This is a genomic window from Psychrobacillus sp. NPDC093180 (assembly GCF_044754065.1).
Classification (GTDB): domain Bacteria; phylum Bacillota; class Bacilli; order Bacillales_A; family Planococcaceae; genus Psychrobacillus.
In genome coordinates, this window is the sequence record NZ_JBIVOJ010000005.1 from 1 (window position 1) to 18261 (window position 18261).

The window sequence follows — 18261 nt, forward strand, 5'->3', positions numbered from 1 at the left end:
TGTTACTTTCTTGCGAATATGGTCATAGCCTTTTTTAGAATCTCTACCTCCTGTTGAAGCCGCAGGTTTTCCTTTTGAATTTCTGCGATTTGGGCCGGTGTTAAACCACCACTGTTTTCGATTGGGGATAGTGCTTTAATCCATTTATAAATAGTTACTTCAGATATACCATATTCGCTACTAAGATCACTTACAGATGTACCAGATCTATGAAGTTCAACAATTGTTTCTTTAAATTCTTGGTTATAACGTTTTTGTTTCATTTCGGACACGTCCACTCTATTTATTAGGATAGAGACTTAACTAAGTTGTGTCCACACATCCATACTAGCATCACAATTATATATGCACTAATTGGATAAAATAATAATTTTAGAACGAATGTTATCTATAAATAGTATACGTTAAAACCTTGAGCGATTAGAACGTTCAAGGTTTATTTTAACTTTTAGACTTGAAACTTTGATAAAGCTATCTTCTATTGCTTCAACATACTTAGATGAGAAAGAAGCAATAGATTTTATATCATACTGCACAAAATTTGGTCACGGTGCAGTTGAAGATTATAAGCCGTATTATGAAGATTATCATTCCAAAAGTAAGCTGAGCATAAAAGCTTTTTACAAGAAGACATAATGTACCTTGAGTGGCTAAAGCCTCTCAAGGTGTTTTAGTTATATGAGCATTTTGAAGGGAATAGAATAAAACTATAGGTTTACAATAATGCTTTTAATCTCCATCGATAAGCCTGTTTTTAATAACTATAAAGGATAAAAGTTGTTTATGGTGAATATATCCCTTTAAAAGATTGAATATTCTAATAAGTGGAGATATTATGAAGAAAAAATGGCCAATGATGGTAATGGCGTGGATGTTGGTAGTGAGTATGTTCAGTTTTCAACATGTGGCTCAAGCAGAGGAAGCAGTAGAAGTAACATTAAGCGATTCTATTACAAGGATTGTAGAAGAAAAATTAGCTGGAGCAGATGTTAGTATTACAGTTAGAGACCGGCATTCAGGAGAAATGATTTATGACTATAACGGTCAAACAGCTATAAAACCAGCATCTAATATGAAGTTGTTCACTACCGCAACTGCTTTAGAGGTACTTGGCAAGGATTATCGTTTTAATACAAGTCTCTATATTAATGGGAAGCTGTCAAATGGAGTTTTAAAAGGGGATGTCTATTTAAAGGGACAAGGTGATCCAACTTTATCTATCGAGGATTTGCAACAATTTGCACAAGAGTTGAAAGCAAAGGGAATTCAAAAAATTGATGGACGAATTGTTGGGGATGACAAATGGTTTGATAACGATTTATTAACGCCTGGCATTTGGGCTGGAGACGAATCTTATTATTACGCTGCTCCTATTTCAGCATTAACTACTTCTCCAAATACGGACTACGATTCTGGAACGATTATCGTAGAAGCTCTTGGTTCAGCAATCGGAGAATTACCGTCGATTAAAGTAACACCGAAGATCGGTGATTTACAAATAGTAAATGAAGCGCAAACAGTGGAAGCTGGGAAAACCAATACACTTACGATTGAAAGGTCATATAAAACAAACAATATTGTCGTCAGTGGGAATCTCCCTATCGATAAAACGAAAAAAGAATGGGTGACTGTTCAACATCCAACGACACATACAATGACAATGTTCCAATCAGTTTTAACAGAAGCAGGAATCGAATATACAAAAGATAAAGTATTTCAAGCTGCGACACCAAAGTTTGCTCAACTCATAGCAACAAAGCAATCCATGCCACTGGAGCAACTATTAATCCCGTATATGAAATTAAGCAATAATGGGATTGCGGATATTTTAGTCAAAACAATGGGAAGAATAATCAATCATCGTGGTAGCACAATGGATGGATTGAAGGTTTTACAGGAATATGGTAAATCCATTAACATAAATATGGCAGACTGGCGTTTTGAAGATGGCTCTGGAATGTCTCATGAAAATAGCGTTTCGAGTTTATTGTTGAGTGACTTGTTATTTAAAGTACAAGGCGAAGATTGGTTTACTACCTATTTTAATAGCCTACCAGTAGCCGCAAATGCAGACCGAATGGTAGGAGGTACTTTACGAACTCGATTAAAAGATCCGCTCACGGCAGGAAAAGTATATGCAAAAACTGGCTCATTAACTGGTGTCAGCACACTAAGCGGTTACTTAGAAGCAAGTAGCGGGCAATTATACATTTTTAGTGTGTTAGTACAAAACAAATCGGGGGCATCCACAGCGATTGATGAAATCGTGAAAGAAATAGCAGAAGAGCTGTAGAGAAGAAAGTTTAGAAATAAAAATACCTTTACGTTGAAGCAGGTAGTCACGCACAATTCAGCATGGAGGTGTTTTTCTTTTTATATTATAAATATTTTGTAACTAATTTGTAACTCCAATCGTTTACTATTGTTTAACCAAAATGGGAGGGAGTTGTTTTATTGTTACGACACAAACGTATTTGGTTAATTGTTTTCTGCCTAATGTTAATTGGATCAATGGTTAGTTTGCCTTCTATTACAAATGCCTCGGGAAGTTTCATCTCTGGATCCTATGGTGGGAAGAACTACAAGCTATATGTGCCGAGTCAATATGACTCTAGTAAAAGCTTTCCGCTATACGTTATGCTACATGGTTGTACACAAGATGCTACTCAGTTTTCAATAGGGACAAAAATGAATGTGCTTTCAGAGGAAAAAGGTTTTCTGGTGCTATATCCGGAACAAAACACTAGCTCTAATGCAAATAAATGCTGGAATTGGTTTGAAACAGGTCATCAATCTCGTGGAAGTGGAGAACCAAGCGTAATTGCTGGTATGGTTCAATCTATCAAAACGAATTATTCAATACAGGATGATCAGGTATACGTGGCAGGTCTTTCAGCTGGTGCGGCAATGAGCGTTATAATGGGCGCGACTTATCCAGATGTTTTTTCAGGTATAGGAGTTGGCGCAGGCTTAGAATATAAAGCGGCAACTAGTATGACGGAAGCTTTTACTGCAATGTCTAGTGGTGGTGCAAATCCGATTCAAAGAGGCAGAGATGCTTATAATGCAATGGCTAGTAGAGCTAAACCATTGAAAGTAATCGTTTTTCACGGAACTTCTGACTACACAGTGAACAAAGTAAATGGGGATCAAGTCATTTCCCAATGGGCTGTCACCAATAGCCTGGCAGCAACTGGAACAGAAGGATGGATAGATGATCAAGCGGATAGCACGCAGAATTTACAAGTACCATCAGGAAAAAACTATACGGTCTATGATTATAAGGCACAAGATAATCAGGTTTGGATGAAAAAAGTAAACATCTTAAATATGGGACATGCATGGTCCGGAGGAAGTTCACAAGGAAGCTATACAGATCCACAAGGACCTGATGCAAGTCGAATGATGTGGGAATTTTTTCAATCTGAAGTAGAACCTCCTGGAGATATACCAGTAACCACTGCAACTCCGGATGGTGGAAGTTACAAAGATTCTGTAAGTGTGGAGCTTAAATCGAATAAAACAGGAACTACCTATTATACAACCGATGGATCTGAACCAACCATTCACTCAACAAACTATTCCCAACCGCTTACACTAACGGAAAATACAACGTTAAAATTCTTTAGTATAGATAACGATGGCAACGTCGAATCGGTCAAAACAGAAACCTATATTATCAAAACAGACGGTGATCCTACGGGTGAAACAATAATACCGTCCATTGGAAATGAAGATGGGTTTGTAGGAAAATATACTGCAGATGGAAAGAGTAATGCGACCATTAAAGTTGGAGATAAAGGAATGTATAATACAGATACGTATAGAGGCATCTTATCCTTCGATACAAGTTCAATAACAGAACCTATAGAATCTGCAAAAATTCGTTTATACCCTAAAGCAAGACAAGGAACGATTTCATTGCTCCACCTAGATATTAAAACAGGGGTATTCGGAAGTAATTCTACTATCGAACAAACAGATTACGCCAATCTAGCTACCCAATCTACTATCAATAGTTTCTCACCTGTAGAAGGTGAGTATATGGATATTGATATACCAGTAAACAGTTTGTCTAGGATTAACTTGAACGGGCTTACACAATTCCGTTTAAAGGCGGATACTACGGTAGGATTCAGCGATAATTTCATCGAATTCTATGGCGGTGAATCTGTAGATTATGTCCCAGTTTTAATTATTAATAGTAGTAATTAAAGTGTTTAGTAAAAACACGGAGGCAAAAAATTTAGCCTTCGTGTTTTTTGCATACTCGAATTATCGATTCTGCTGATCATTTGGTTGTTTGTCGTTTCGTTTCGCTTGATTTAAATTATGTTCTTCAGCAAATTCTTCACGTGTATCTTTTCTTGAATTAGGTTCTTTCTTTTTAAAATTTGGTTTGTTTTTCTTTGCCATAGTATCGTCACCTCCCAAACCTTAATGTGCTCAGGAGAGATGAACTTATTCAAGATGATTAGTTCTTTGTAATTTTTAAATGAATTTGGAAGTGTAAAGATATGTTAGCTATTGGCTGAAAACAGAAGAGTTACTTTAAATCCAATCATTAGCGTGCCTTCTTATTAAAGAAATCATGCTGTTCATAGATGGAGAAAGCCATTTATCTTTATGATACGCAAGAAATGTAGCAATCGCAGGATGTTCTGGTGCTATTTCTTCTCCATTTAGTTTATTGTTTTCTAACTCTTCCTTTACGGAAAAGTAAGGTACCATCGAAATTCCTAGACCACTTTTAACACATTGCTTAATCGCTTCAATACTTTGGAAATCTAGACTTTCCTTCACATCCATCTTCTTATACTTTAGATACTCATCGAACACAGATTTGTAACTGCATGATCGTTCCGTATAAAGGACTGTTCTAGTGTCTTCTTCTTTTTCTGGTGGGCTAATCAGAACCATTTTTTCTCTCCTCAGTTTTTCACAATAAATTTCAGGAAGGGACCAATCTTCTTTTTCTAAAATCAGTACCAAATCCATATCACCGTTTTGAAGATGAGACGTAACATTATAATTTTCAATCGATTTTACTGAAAGGTTCACATTAGGATAAGATTTTTTATATTCCAAAAGAATAGGTGGAACACGACCGATAGTCAGAGATTCCGAAATACCAATGGTTAAATCGCCTGCTGGTTCTTCATCCGTATTTAAAGCTTGCGCGTGCAATTCAATAATCTTTACAGCATAAGAAAGAAGGTGTTGTCCATAATGAGTCAAAACCACTTTTTTGCCTAGTCGATCAAATAAAGGTTTTCCTACTTCCTCTTCCAATTCTTTAATATGAGTTGTGACAGAAGATTGTGCATAACCAAGATGCTCAGCGGCCTTTTTAAATCCCCCTCTATCTACAATTGTCTTAAGTGTTATAAGATGACGAAGCTCCATCTATTCTACATCTCCTTAGTTCGATTTTAATGAATTAAACGTTCAAATATATCTATTTTACTAAACTTGTAATAAGAAATACAATAATCATGTATAACAGATATACATTTTGATAGGAGGTCATGACCATGACGGTAAAAATAAAAGTCTATTCGGATTATATGTGTCCATTTTGTTTTATTGCAGAACAACCTTTAGAAAAAGCGATACTAGGAAAAGACGTGGAAGTGGAATGGATGCCGTTTGAGTTGCGTCCGTATCCAAATGAAACATTAAAGCCTGAGGGGCATTATTTGCAAAGTACTTGGAAACAGTCTGTCTACCCGATGGCTAAACAGATGGGTATTGAAATAGTGCTTCCGAGAGTTTCACCTCAGCCTTACACGCATCTAGCTTTTGAAGGCTATCAATACGCAAAGGAAAAAGGGAAAGGCAATGAATATAATGATCGAATGTTACGTGCATTTTTCCAAGAAGAACAAGACATTGGTGACATAGAGGTCTTGACTAAATTAGCAGGTGAAATTGAGTTAGATCAAAAAGAGTATCGAGAGGTACTTGATACTAGAAAATATAAAGAAGTGCATCAAAAAGCACTGAAGCATGCTTACGAAGAAGCAAATATCACTTCGGTACCTACTTTTATCATTGGAGATACAAAAATTGCTGGTATTCATTCTAAAGAAACGCTGGAACAAATAATCAACAAAGAGATTAGCACACAGAAACCAGATTTCCTTGGTGGATTGACGTGTGGTATAGAGGGATGTTAAAAAAGTCTTTTAAATTGATAAACAAATACTAAAAAAGGAGTTTTGACAAATGACAAAAACAAGTTCGTTATTTAAGACTTTTACATTAGGGAAGACTATATTAGATAATCGGGTAGGGGTTGCGCCAATGACTCGAATAAGTAGCACATCTGCAGGAGTAGCAACTGATCAGATGATCAGCTACTACACATCTTTTGCACCTGGAGGATTTGGGTTTATCATTACGGAAGGTATTTATACTGATGAAAAATATAGTCCAGGTTATATATTTCAACCCGGTATTGTAAATGACGAACAAATAGAAGCGTGGAAGAAATTGGTGGAATCTGTACATGAAGCGGGAGCAAAAATATTTGCGCAGATTATGCATACGGGGGCCCTAGTTCATGGAAATCCTTTTGGTCAACCATCGATTGGTCCTTCTGCCGTTCCACCAAAAGGGGAAAAAAGTGAAACATATGAAGGCAAAGGCCTTTACCCAATGCCAAAAGAAGCAACCAGAGAAGAAATCACAGAGGTAATAACCGGTTTTGTGGATGCGGCTAAACGCGTGAAATTAACTGGATTTGATGGGATAGAAATTCATGGAGCTAATGGCTATTTGCTTGATGAGTTTCTAACTGATTATACAAATCAGCGTACAGATGAATACGGTGGTTCTACGGAAAACCGAGTTCGTTTATTGGTGGAGGTATCCAAGGCGGTTAGGGAAGCAGTTGGAGAGGAGTTCATCGTAGGCATTCGCATTTCACAAGCGAAAGTAAATGATCAAATTCATAAGTGGGCAGGAAAAGAACAGGACGCTGAGATTATTTTTGGTCAATTAGGACAAGCAGGTCTTGACTATATTCATGTGACGGAATACGAAGCGTGGAAGCCTGCATTTGATACAATCGGGCCATCACTTGCTTCTCTCGCAAAAAAATACGGAAAAATTCCTGTCATTGCAAACGGTCATTTAGAGAATCCAGTAATAGCGTATGAGATCATCGAGAGTGGGGAAGCAGATTTAGTAACTTTAGGTAAAGGAGCCTTGGCTAACCATGATTGGGTTAACAAAGTAAAAAATGGAGAACCATTAGCAGAGTTTAAGCCAGAAGAAATCTTGAGCCCGAATGCTAAAATTAAAGAATTTGAAGTGTAAATCTTCCGTGGCATGCTATTAACTTTAGAATACTTATATAGCTTTGAAGTAAAAGGGATCTTCTCTAATTCCTATTTTAGAAGAGATGTGTGAATGGGGTCTAGCCAATCAAATTAACAATTCTTAGAAAAATATAACATCGCAGCCGAAATCATATCTTCGGCTGCTTATATTTGCTTAGCTCCTCCTTACTTTTTGTATAAAGCAACGCGGTAAGGAAATAGTTGCGCTTCCATGATGCCTTCTTTTACTGCTGGATCATTATTCATCAGTTCAACTGCTTCTTCCTCTGTATCTACTTCTAAAATAACGATTCCCATTGGATCTGTGTTTAAAGTTCTACCTGCTAAAAGAAGTTTTCCTTCTTCTTGCAATTTTTGCAGTACCTCAAAATGATGTTGGACAATTGAATTTTCTTTATCTGTCCAGCTTGTTTGGTCTAACAGGGCAGGAATGAGTTTTAGTTGGTATAAAAACTGTAATTTTTCCATTATGGTCCTCCTAATAAGTACAGGGTAAGGTTGTATTTTTACCTAATTGTATCAGAACATTAAGAGATTGTTCATATGGTAATCTATCAAATATTTAAAGACATAGGAATTTGTTACGAGCAGGTGAGGAGAGGAAGAACATAAAAGAAAAGTGAACTTACATTGTCTAAGTAATGACGTAAGCTCACTTTTGTTTCATTTATTCTCTATTCAATAAGCTGTGCTTTCTACCGTAAGTAAAATAAATGATCAATCCAAAGATGAACCAAATACCGCAGGCAATCCATGTAAAAGCAGAAAGCTGAGTAATTAAAAATAAACAAAGTAGAAATGATAATATCGGTATAATTGGAAAGAAAGGTACTTTAAAACCACCGGATGGTATGTTCTTATTTTTTCTTAAGTAAATAACTCCGATAGAAACTACAGTAAATGCAATTAATGTACCCATATTCACTAGCTCTGCTAGCTTAGACAAAGGAATGACTCCTGCACAAAAGGCTACCAGTGTTGCAAATACCCATGTATTCTTAATTGGTGTTTGATACTTTTTGTTAAGCTCGTACATACTTTTTGGCAACAACCCATCACGGCCAAGCGCGTAAAGAAGTCTTGTTCCACCATATAACATAACAAGTATAACTGTCATCATCCCAACAACCGCACCAAGTGAAATAACACCAGCTACCCAATCTTGGTTAACAATCTGCATAACAAAGCTAACAGGGTCACTTACATTAAGATTTGTATAGGAAACAATGCCAGTCAAAACAAGTGATACAGCTACATAAAGAATTGTACAAAGAAATAACGAACCAATAATTCCTATTGGCATGTTACGTTGTGGGTTCTTTACTTCTTCTGCTGCAGAAGAAACTGCATCAAACCCTAGATAAGCAAAGAAAACAAGTGCTGCTCCGCTCAAAACGCCTTCCATTCCAAACGGCATAAATGGTTGCCAATTGGCAGGCTCTACATAAAAAATACCAACTCCAATAAATAAAAGAATAACACTGACTTTGATAAATACCATAATTGTATTAAACTTCGTAGACTCTTTTATTCCAAGTGATAATAAAAATGCAATGATAAATATAATGGCTATGGCTGGAACATTTACATATGTTCCCTCTGTCGGATTAAAAGAACCGGAGATCGCTTTTGGTATGGTAATATTAAATCCCTCTAGCAAAGAACTAAAATAAGAAGACCATCCAGTTGCAACTGCTGCAACAGCTAAACCGTATTCTAACAGTAAAGCCCATCCTACTAACCAAGCAACTAATTCTCCAAACACGATGTATCCATACGTATATGCACTACCGGTTACAGGGACAGAGGAAGAAAATTCTGAATAACAGAGACCTGCAAGCGCACAGACAATAGCAGCAATAATAAATGAAAAAACAATAGCAGGTCCAGAATGTTCTGCTGCTACTGTGCCAGGGAGAATGAATATACCTGTTCCAACAATGGCACCTACGCCAAGAAGCACTAAATCAAATGCTCCTAATGATTGCTTGAGTTGAACATCACCATTTTTTATTAATAATTCTTTGACATCTTTTTTCCTAAATAATCCACTTTTCATACTTAACACCCATTCTTTTTAGAAACATATAAAGATTCTATACATTTATCTCATGTAGGTCAAACTTTTTTATTATATTTACAATATTTTTGTCGGAAAAAGGTATATTTCAGGTCTATAGTTCTTTATTAAATTAGTAATATTTTGATTTATGTAAACTTTTAAATTTTATAAAGTTATTTAGTGTTAGATAAAGGTCTTTTGGATACAGAAAGATTTAATTTCAACTATGTATTGGCTTAGCCTAACTGTTTTTTCTTAGGTGATATTTTGGTTGGAAAAAGGTTTTATTCAATAATTTATGGAATAGAGATATGTAATGGACGAAGGAGAGCCTATGAAAAAGTTTTTTTCAATAAAATAAATTCAAAGAGGTGTAAAACAATGAACAAAACACTATGTTTTGGAATAGTTGGTAGTGGAAGTATTGCAGAAACTCATATAAATAGCATTCGAAGTATACCGAATGCAGAAGTAGCTGCTATTTTTTCGAGGAACAAAGAAACCGCTAAAAAATGGGCTAATGAATCCCATATTCAAGTTTACTGTGATTATGAGGAGTTTCTAAGCAATGATGAATTGGATATCGTGACAATCTTAACACCTAGTGGAACACACGCAGATTTTGGGATATTAGCGGCGAAAAAAGGCAAACATGTTATTGTGGAAAAGCCGATTGATACAACGCTTGCTAAAACGAATGAACTTATTCGTGCTTGTAGAGAAGCGAATGTTACGTTGAGCTGTATTTTTCAACATAGATTTGATGATGGGATAGTGGATATTAAAAAAGCGTTAGATCTAGGAGAATTTGGTCAACTAAATTTTGGAGCTGCACGTACTACTTGGTACCGGTCGCAGGAATATTATGATAGTGGCGCATGGAGGGGAACTTGGGAACTTGATGGTGGTGGTGCATTAATGAATCAATCGATCCACTATATCGATCTTCTTCTTTACTTAATGGGGCCGGTCGAAGAAGTTCATGCGTATTGTGTAACTCGAGCGCATGAGCGAATAGAAGTAGAAGATATTGCGGTCGCATCCATAAAATTCAAGTCAGGTGCTCTTGGACTGATTGAAGGGAATACGGCAGCATATCCAGGATATAGTGCCACGCTTGATATATTCGGTAATAACGGAAGTGTAGTTATTGAAAATGACCAAGTAAAAGAATGGAATTTTAAAAATGGAAATCAATATACAAAGGCTTCCAAAGAAGTACTGAAGACAAGTGCTTCCTCAAGTAAAATGTCTTCTTATGAATCTCACAAAAGACAATATGAGGATATTGTTCAAGCAATTTGGGAGAAAAGAGAACCGCTAGTAACCGGGGAAGAAGCATTAAAATCACTCGAATTAATTTTAGCGATTTATGAATCTGCTAGAAGTGGAAGTCCTGTTAAGTTATAGAGGAAACCATAGAAAACGCAGTGGATTTTCACCGGTTTAGGTTAGCATCTACTATATAGAGAAGTACGAGAGCTCCCGAAATTCCATTTTCGGGAGCTTCTTATATGTATTGGAAAGCTGCCTTTTCTCTCCTTATCCAGAAAGGGCTTAACCTGCTTCTTTTAAAAATCAATCGGTAATGGTGTAGGGATTGGTCCATCGAAGACCTGTGAAAGGTTTGATACATAGAAAGGAAACCAATCTAATTTAAAACCTAAAAAAAACACAAGTTTTTCATAAAAAATAAACATTCTAACAATTCTGAACAAGAAGTAATATGAAAGAGTAAGAAGTAAACGCTTTCTTGAGGAGGGGAGTTATGAATCTGATTAAAAGACTGTATTCACTCATTGATAATATATTTGAAAAATTTACCCTTGTATCACTTATCTTATTAGTATGTATCGTCACTACGCAAGTTATCACTAGATATTTTTTCAACTTTGTATTCTTTTGGTCAGAAGAAATTACTTTACTTTTATTAGTATGGTTTGGATTTATGGGGATAGCAATTGGATTTCGTGAATATATCCATTTAGGAATTGATTCATTTACTAATCTATTTCCGAAAATATTTAATAAGATTCTAGATAAAGTGATACTTGTCATTGTTTTTGCTTTTGGAATCTATCTAATAGTCCAGGGCTGGCAATTTACAGTGTTAATGTTGGAATCTACTTTACCAGCAACAAAACTACCAAGCAGTATTACGTATATCGTCATGCCGATAACGGGAATCATGATTTGTTTATATGCACTTCTACAACTATTCAATATTAATACCGCTAAGTACAAAGACATAGAGGAGGGACATTAGCATGGCAAGTACTAGCATAGCAGTCACCATTTTACTTGTAAGTTTTGTTGTTTTAATCATGCTACGCTTTCCGATCGCGTTAACGCTTGTTATATCATCTTTGTTAACGATCATTTTTTTAGATATACCGTTACCGATTATTGGTCAGCAGATGATTCAAGGTATAAATTCATTTTCCTTACTCGCAATACCATTCTTTATCTTAACAGGTCAAATAATGAGTACAGGTGGTCTGGCTAACCGGATTGTCAATCTGGCCATTCTTCTGGTCGGACGAATTCGTGGAGGATTAGCCATGGTAAACAGTGTGGCATCCTTGTTTTTTGGGAATATATCTGGCTCTGCTGTAGCAGATGTTTCATCTGTTGGATCTGTGATGATTCCAATGATGAAAAAGAATGGCTATGAAGCAGATTATGCGGTTGGTGTTACGATTGCATCCGCTATACAAGGGGTAGTAGTACCGCCAAGTCATAATCTTGTATTATATTCTTTAGCAGCAGGTGGCGTTTCGATTGCTAGTTTGTTTATGGCTGGCGTTGTTCCTGGTGTTATTATGCTAATCGCACTTTGTATTACAGGGTATATCATTGCACGAAAAAGAGGGTATGAAAAGGCTGCTCCCGTGCCAAAATCACAAATTGGCAGTATTCTTTTACATGGAGTATTATCTCTAAGTCCAGCAGTAATTATATTAGGCGGGATTATGAGTGGAATTTTTACGGCAACAGAATCAGGGGCATTAGCTTGTCTGTATTCTTTTATTCTAGCATTTGTGATTTATAGAGAAGCACCTCTATCTAGTGTGTGGTCTATTTTAAAACGTACTTTGAAAACGGTTTCAATGGTGTTTTTCCTAATCGCTGCTTCTGCTGCATTTGGTTGGGTATTGGCATACTTACAAATTCCATCTATGATGACTAGCTTATTGCTAAGTATCTCTGATAATCCGCTTATTATCTTATTGATTATTAATATTTTATTACTTCTACTTGGGGCACCAATGGATATGGCACCAATGATCTTAATTATGACACCAATTCTTCTTCCGGTTGTCACAAGCTTTGGGATGGATCCGGTACACTTCGGTATTGTGCTAATATTAAATGCTGGAATAGGCTTATTGACACCTCCTGTAGGGACTGTTTTATTCGTCGGTTGTGCCATAGGAAAAATCTCCATTGCACAAGGCACGAAAGCGATGATGCCGTTTTTCTATGCATTACTAGTAGTATTGTTAATTATCACCTATATACCTGAGGTAGTAATGTGGCTGCCAAATTTGATGGCCGACTAACTTAGGGTGGGGAGAAATTATAAAAAATTATTTAAGGGGGTTTGCAGTAGTGAAGAACAAAAAATGGATAGGATTATTAACAGCTGTGCTTTTGATCTCCATCATTCTAGCAGCATGTGGGAAAAAGGAAGAGGTTGCAGTAGAAAAGGATGAAGGTACTAAATCAGAAGGACCTAAAATTACTTTGCGTTTAGCAGATAACCAACCAGCCGATTACCCAACAGTTATTGGTGATCAAAAGTTTGCCGAGTTAGTTAGTGAAAAATCAGATGGCCGGATTACGATCGAAGTTTTTCCGTCTGGACAACTGGGGGATGAAAAATCCGTACTAGAACAGGTACAACTTGGAGCTATTGACTTTGCTAGGATCAATGCTAGCCCACTTGCAGAATTTAATGATGATTTCACCGTTTTCTCCGTACCTTATTTATTTAGCAGTGATGAACATTTATGGAATTTCCTAAATGGGGAAAAAGGTACAGATTTGTTAGATGGTCTTCAAGCAGCGAAAATGCAAGGCCTTGCATACTACGATTCTGGTTCTCGTAGTTTTTACTCTACTAAGCCTTTAACAAGTATGGAAGATTTAAAAGGGCAAAAGATTCGCGTTCAGCAAAGCGAAATTAATATCAAATTAATGGAAGCATTAGGAGCGAGTGCTACGCCAATGCCGTATGGAGAAGTATTCTCTGGTCTTCAGACTGGTATCATCGATGGAGCAGAAAACAATCTTCCGAGCTTTGACTCATCCAACCATTATCAAGAAGCAAAATATTTAATAATGGATCACCATACTAGAGTACCAGAAGTATTGTTAATGAGTAAGACGGCATGGGAAAAGCTATCAGATGAAGACAAAGAGTTAATCAAACAAGCTGCATTGGAATCAGTGGATACGCAAAGACAAGCTTGGGCTGATTATGAAGAAAAATCTTTAAAGACATTAAATGATGCAGGAGTAACTATTACAGAAGTGGAAGATATAACTCCTTGGCAAGAGGCAGTTAAACCTATTGTTGATGGCTTTTCTAAAGAATATCCAGAGCTAGTTGAAGCGATCAATTCAGCAAACCCTTAATAATTTGAAGCATATTTGTGCTAGGTAGGAGCATTTTTCCCTACCTAGTAGAAGGAATATTTACTAGGCAGTTCTTTTCCATTAAGATTAAGGGAGATATTATACACCGGCAATACTTATTGGAAAGGAACTATGATGAAGAAGACATGGATTAATATTTCAGAATTTTTAAAACGATATATTCTATTTGAAAACCAGACACTTATGGTAAAATTTTGTGTCTTTTCTAGTGTGCTAGTTATATTACCTGTACTTTCTGTTGGTTTTATCACTTACACCTATTCCTCTTATGAACTAGAAGAAGAGTTCAAGCAATCCAGTCAGAAAATAATAGAACAGGTAGAATTACATGTGGAATACTATTTGCAAGATTTTGAAATAGCGAGCTTAAAAATTATTAACTCCCCTGAGATGGGAAGTTTATTGAGATTAGAAACAAATGGAAGTGAATACGATCCTAAACTTACGGAGCAAGCATATAAAGTTCTTAAGAATTCAGAATATTCCAGAAGTGATATTTCTAATATTACTGTTTCATTAGATAACGGCATTGTTATTGACTCGTTGCGAGAGCGAAATTACTATCCTGCTACCAATATTAAAGAGGAATATTGGTATTCTTCGGTTCCAAAAAACGGAATGGTTTTACTTGTGAGTAGGACTTTGAAATTGAAAGACAAGGAGCTTCCGGTAATTTCTCTAGTTAGGCGGTTATATAACCCGCATACACTGAAGCCCGTTGGTATGCTTATTATTGATATCAATTTTAAAAGAATTGAAGAGATATCTAAAATGGTGACCTTTGATAAGAATGGCTATTTTTTTATATTGGATGCAAATGGACATTATGTGTACCATCCTGATTATAAAAAACTTGGAAATAAGGTGGAGTTTAAGCAGTTAGATCATCTTGAAAGTGAACAAAGCGGATCCGTGCTCATCGATAACAATCGTAAGGAGTTTGTTTCCTATTCTTTTTCTCGTAATATCGGCTGGAGCTTTTTTACAGCCGCACCATACGAGGATTTGCAGGTCGGTATCCAACAAATAAGAACTGCAATAATATGGACCATCTTTATATCTTTAGTGTTTGCTTACTTAGTAGGTTTTTATAGCATTTCTAAAAGTATTGTTCGTCCTATTCACCGACTTCGTTCTTTTATGAAAGAAGTCGAAATTGGTCACTTGAACGGAAAAGTTAAGGTGGAGTCCAATGATGAAATCGGACAATTGACAGCTGGGTTTAATAAAACTGTGGAGAGACTCTCCAATTTACTGGAAGAAGTATATGTTTCAAAGTTGAAGGAAGCTGAAATGACGCTTAACAAAACAGAAACTGAGTTGAAAATGCTGCAATCGCAAATTAACCCTCATTTTTTATACAATTCTCTGGAAACAATTAGAGGAATGGCATTGGAAGAGGGGAGAGAGAGTATCGCTCACATTTCATCTTCTCTTGGGAAGCTTTTACGTTATAACCTTAGAAATAGTAAACCAACTGTTAGTTTACGAGAAGAGATCAAGTTTTGTGAGATGTATTTACAGATTCAGATGTTTCGCTTCGAGGATCGTTTTGACTATTTATTTGATATACCAGATTACTTAATGGAAAAGGAAGTTGTAAAATTTTCTCTCCAACCAATTGTGGAAAATTGTTTTATGCACAGTATTGGAGAGAACGCTAAGAAGATAAAAATTTCGATAACTGCACAACTTTTATCTGACTCTTTGTTTGTCATTCGAATTACCGATACAGGGGTAGGGATAAAGGAAGAAGTATTAAAAGGATTAACGGAGAAATTAAGCAAGAATTCCACTAACTTAGGCGGACAGCATATTGGGATTATGAATGTTCATCAGAGAATTCGTTATGTGTTTGGAGCAGCATACGGAATAACAATCACTAGCAAGAGAGGTGTAGAGACTGAGGTTAGTATTCATTTGCCGATTGTAGACGTTAAGGAAGTGAAGGAAAAATGAAAAAAGTTTTACTAGTGGACGATGAGAAATGGGTAAGGAAAGCGCTAATGTGGTCGATCAGACAGCTGAACTTATCCTTACAAATTGTTCATGAATGTGCAAATGGGTTAGAGGCGCTTGACTGGATTAAACAGAACGAGGTCGATTTGGTGTTAACGGATATACGTATGCCCGTTATGGACGGTATTTCTTTAGTGAAGGAGCTTAACGAATTAGAGAGAGACTTAGATTGTATCGTGATTAGTGTTCATGATGAGTTTCAAATAGTTCAACAAGCTATCCGGAGCGGGGTAATGGATTACCTTCTTAAGCCAATTGAGGAAGAAGACTTAAAAACTTGCTTGGAAAAGTGGCTTAATAAACGAAAAGGAATGGCAGAAGAAAGTAAAGTACCTACCAGTTATGATGAAACAATTCCTACTACTACAATAGATCAAGTATTGGCTTATATTGAAAAAACGCCATTAAAACAAGTAACGCTAACCGACGCTGCAAAAAGTGTGCACTTGAATCCAAGCTACCTTAGTCAACTATTTAAACAGCAGCTTAATATGAAATTTGTGGATTATTTAACCGAACTTCGCATTCAAGAGGGGAAACGTTTATTGCTGAACACTTCGTTAAAGATGGCCGAAATCGCCGAAAGAGTGGGTTACTCGGAAGTGGCATACTTCAGCAATAACTTCAAAAAAATGACGGGATATTCTCCATCTGAATTTCGTAAATCTACAAAACCCCAAAAAATTTACGAGTAAACATACGTTAAATTTTCGAGAAGAGCAGGTGAAGAACTTGAAAAAATTTATGGATGAAACCTTTTTATTATCAACCGATACGGCAACAACTTTGTACAATACCTTTGCAAAGGATTTGCCGATTATCGATTATCACTGCCATTTAAGCCCAAAGGAAATCTATGAAAATAAAACATTTCAAAACATTACAGAAGCGTGGCTATATGGTGATCATTATAAATGGAGAGCGATGAGAGCTAACGGAGTGGATGAAGCGTTCATCACCGGGGATGCAACGGATTATGAAAAGTTTTTGGCATGGTCCAAAACTGTTCCGATGACTATTGGGAATCCCTTATATAATTGGACTCACTTAGAGCTTCAACGTTTTTTCGATGTATATGACCTATTAAATGAAGAAACTTCGCCAATTATTTGGGAGAAAGTTAATAATAAGCTTACTAGCGGAGGCTTTGGAGCAAGAGATTTAATGAAGATGTCAAAGGTTGAAGTAGTTTGTACAACAGATGATCCAATCGATACTTTGGAATACCATAAGAAATTAAAAGATGAATCCGATTTTGAGGTAAAGGTGCTCCCGAGCTTTCGACCGGATAAAGGATTAGAAATTAATTTAGCTAGCTATTCGGAATGGGTTCAGAAACTAGGAGAGGTGTCGAAAGTACAAATTTCTAGCTATGATGACTTCCTAAATGCATTACAGACTAGAGTGGAGTATTTTCATTCAAATGGCTGTCGTGTTTCGGATCATGGGATAAATACATTGATGTATGAAGAAACTACGAAAAATGAAGCGGCAAGTATTTTTTCAAAAGCATTAGCAGGAGAGAAAGTATCAACAGAGGAAGTAAGAAAATATAAATCTTACACCTTATCTTTTTTAGGCAAACAATATGCGAAATTCGGTTGGGCAATGCAATTTCATATGCAAGTATTGAGAAATACGAATACAAAAATGTATAAACAATTAGGACCTGATACTGGATTCGACAGTATCAATGATGGGCAGATAGCGGAACCTTTAAGCAAACTGCTAGACGGTTTGGCAAGAGAAGATGCGCTTCCAAAAACGATATTATATTCATTAAATCCAAAAGACAATTATGTGATTGGTAGTTTAATTGGTAATTTTCAAGGAGAACAGCCGGGAAAAATCCAATTTGGAACTGCCTGGTGGTTTAATGATCAAAAAGATGGCATGCTCGAACAAATGAAAGCGCTAGCAAATCTAGGTCTATTCAGTCGTTTTATCGGAATGCTGACGGATTCAAGAAGTTTTCTTTCCTACACAAGGCATGAGTATTTTAGAAGATTAGTATGTGAATTGATCGGTGGGTGGGTAGAAAACGGAGAAGTGCCAAATGATATAGACATGTTGGGAAGCATTGTTCAAGGGGTTTGCTATCAAAATGCAAAAGAGTATTTTGACTTTTGATGAATAAAAGATATTGTTTGCAAACATTTAGTTAAGAAAAGG

Annotated in this window: 16 protein-coding genes; 11 read left to right on the plus strand and 5 right to left on the minus strand. The window is 36.3% G+C overall.

From position 1 onward, the window contains the following. Nucleotides 1-2: 2 nt before the first annotated feature. On the minus strand, nt 3-263 hold the full coding sequence (locus ACIP9W_RS08560; protein WP_400788212.1) for a transposase: 261 nt from the start codon (nt 261-263) through the stop codon (nt 3-5). A gap of 572 nt (nt 264-835) precedes the next feature. Here ACIP9W_RS08560 and dacB point away from each other — a divergent pair. Together dacB and ACIP9W_RS08570 are read left to right on the plus strand one after the other, a co-directional pair. Beyond that, entirely contained in the window at nt 836-2293 is a 1458-nt protein-coding gene (gene dacB / locus ACIP9W_RS08565; protein WP_400788214.1) for a D-alanyl-D-alanine carboxypeptidase/D-alanyl-D-alanine endopeptidase, read from the plus strand. A gap of 161 nt (nt 2294-2454) precedes the next feature. Next, on the plus strand, nt 2455-4215 hold the full coding sequence (locus ACIP9W_RS08570; protein WP_400788216.1) for an extracellular catalytic domain type 1 short-chain-length polyhydroxyalkanoate depolymerase: 1761 nt from the start codon (nt 2455-2457) through the stop codon (nt 4213-4215). Between the two features lie 60 nt (nt 4216-4275). Here the strand turns inward: ACIP9W_RS08570 and ACIP9W_RS08575 are convergent, their stop codons facing one another. After that, nucleotides 4276-4416 (minus strand): hypothetical protein, encoded by a 141-nt coding sequence (locus ACIP9W_RS08575; RefSeq protein ID WP_400788218.1) that lies wholly within the window; start codon nt 4414-4416, stop codon nt 4276-4278. 135 nt (nt 4417-4551) lie between these two features. Next, nucleotides 4552-5406 (minus strand): LysR family transcriptional regulator, encoded by an 855-nt coding sequence (locus ACIP9W_RS08580; protein ID WP_400788220.1) that lies wholly within the window; start codon nt 5404-5406, stop codon nt 4552-4554. Nucleotides 5407-5534: 128 nt separating this feature from the next. Between ACIP9W_RS08580 and ACIP9W_RS08585 the strand changes: the two genes are divergently transcribed. Both ACIP9W_RS08585 and ACIP9W_RS08590 read left to right on the plus strand, forming a co-directional pair. Next, entirely contained in the window at nt 5535-6179 is a 645-nt protein-coding gene (locus ACIP9W_RS08585) for a DsbA family oxidoreductase (RefSeq protein ID WP_400788222.1), read from the plus strand. 49 nt (nt 6180-6228) lie between these two features. Then, nucleotides 6229-7323 (plus strand): oxidoreductase, encoded by a 1095-nt coding sequence (locus ACIP9W_RS08590; RefSeq protein WP_400788225.1) that lies wholly within the window; start codon nt 6229-6231, stop codon nt 7321-7323. A gap of 188 nt (nt 7324-7511) precedes the next feature. Here the strand turns inward: ACIP9W_RS08590 and ACIP9W_RS08595 are convergent, their stop codons facing one another. Beyond that, nucleotides 7512-7814, minus strand: a complete 303-nt coding sequence (locus ACIP9W_RS08595; protein WP_400788227.1) for a YciI family protein — start codon at nt 7812-7814, stop codon at nt 7512-7514. 199 nt (nt 7815-8013) lie between these two features. Then, complete coding sequence (gene bcaP, locus ACIP9W_RS08600) at nt 8014-9405, minus strand: branched-chain amino acid transporter BcaP (RefSeq protein ID WP_400788229.1); 1392 nt, start codon at nt 9403-9405, stop codon at nt 8014-8016. Between the two features lie 384 nt (nt 9406-9789). Between bcaP and ACIP9W_RS08605 the strand changes: the two genes are divergently transcribed. The 7 genes from ACIP9W_RS08605 to uxaC all read left to right on the plus strand — a co-directional run bounded on the left by ACIP9W_RS08605 (nt 9790) and on the right by uxaC (nt 18219). Beyond that, on the plus strand, nt 9790-10818 hold the full coding sequence (locus ACIP9W_RS08605) for a Gfo/Idh/MocA family protein (RefSeq protein WP_400788231.1): 1029 nt from the start codon (nt 9790-9792) through the stop codon (nt 10816-10818). A 358-nt stretch (nt 10819-11176) separates the two neighbouring features. Continuing rightward, on the plus strand, nt 11177-11674 hold the full coding sequence (locus ACIP9W_RS08610) for a TRAP transporter small permease (protein WP_400788233.1): 498 nt from the start codon (nt 11177-11179) through the stop codon (nt 11672-11674). Between the two features lies 1 nt (nt 11675). Beyond that, nucleotides 11676-12971, plus strand: coding sequence for a TRAP transporter large permease (locus ACIP9W_RS08615; RefSeq protein ID WP_400788235.1), 1296 nt, complete (start codon nt 11676-11678; stop codon nt 12969-12971). 49 nt (nt 12972-13020) lie between these two features. Then, on the plus strand, nt 13021-14049 hold the full coding sequence (locus ACIP9W_RS08620) for a TRAP transporter substrate-binding protein (protein WP_400788237.1): 1029 nt from the start codon (nt 13021-13023) through the stop codon (nt 14047-14049). 132 nt (nt 14050-14181) lie between these two features. After that, entirely contained in the window at nt 14182-16029 is a 1848-nt protein-coding gene (locus tag ACIP9W_RS08625; protein ID WP_400788239.1) for a sensor histidine kinase, read from the plus strand. Further along, nucleotides 16026-16784, plus strand: coding sequence for a response regulator transcription factor (locus tag ACIP9W_RS08630; RefSeq protein ID WP_400788241.1), 759 nt, complete (start codon nt 16026-16028; stop codon nt 16782-16784). The genes ACIP9W_RS08625 and ACIP9W_RS08630 overlap by 4 nt, the downstream gene beginning before the upstream one ends. A 49-nt stretch (nt 16785-16833) precedes the next feature. Further along, a complete protein-coding gene (gene uxaC, locus ACIP9W_RS08635) occupies nt 16834-18219 on the plus strand; it encodes a glucuronate isomerase (protein ID WP_400788750.1) in 1386 nt (461 codons plus the stop codon). Nucleotides 18220-18261: the final 42 nt, after the last annotated feature.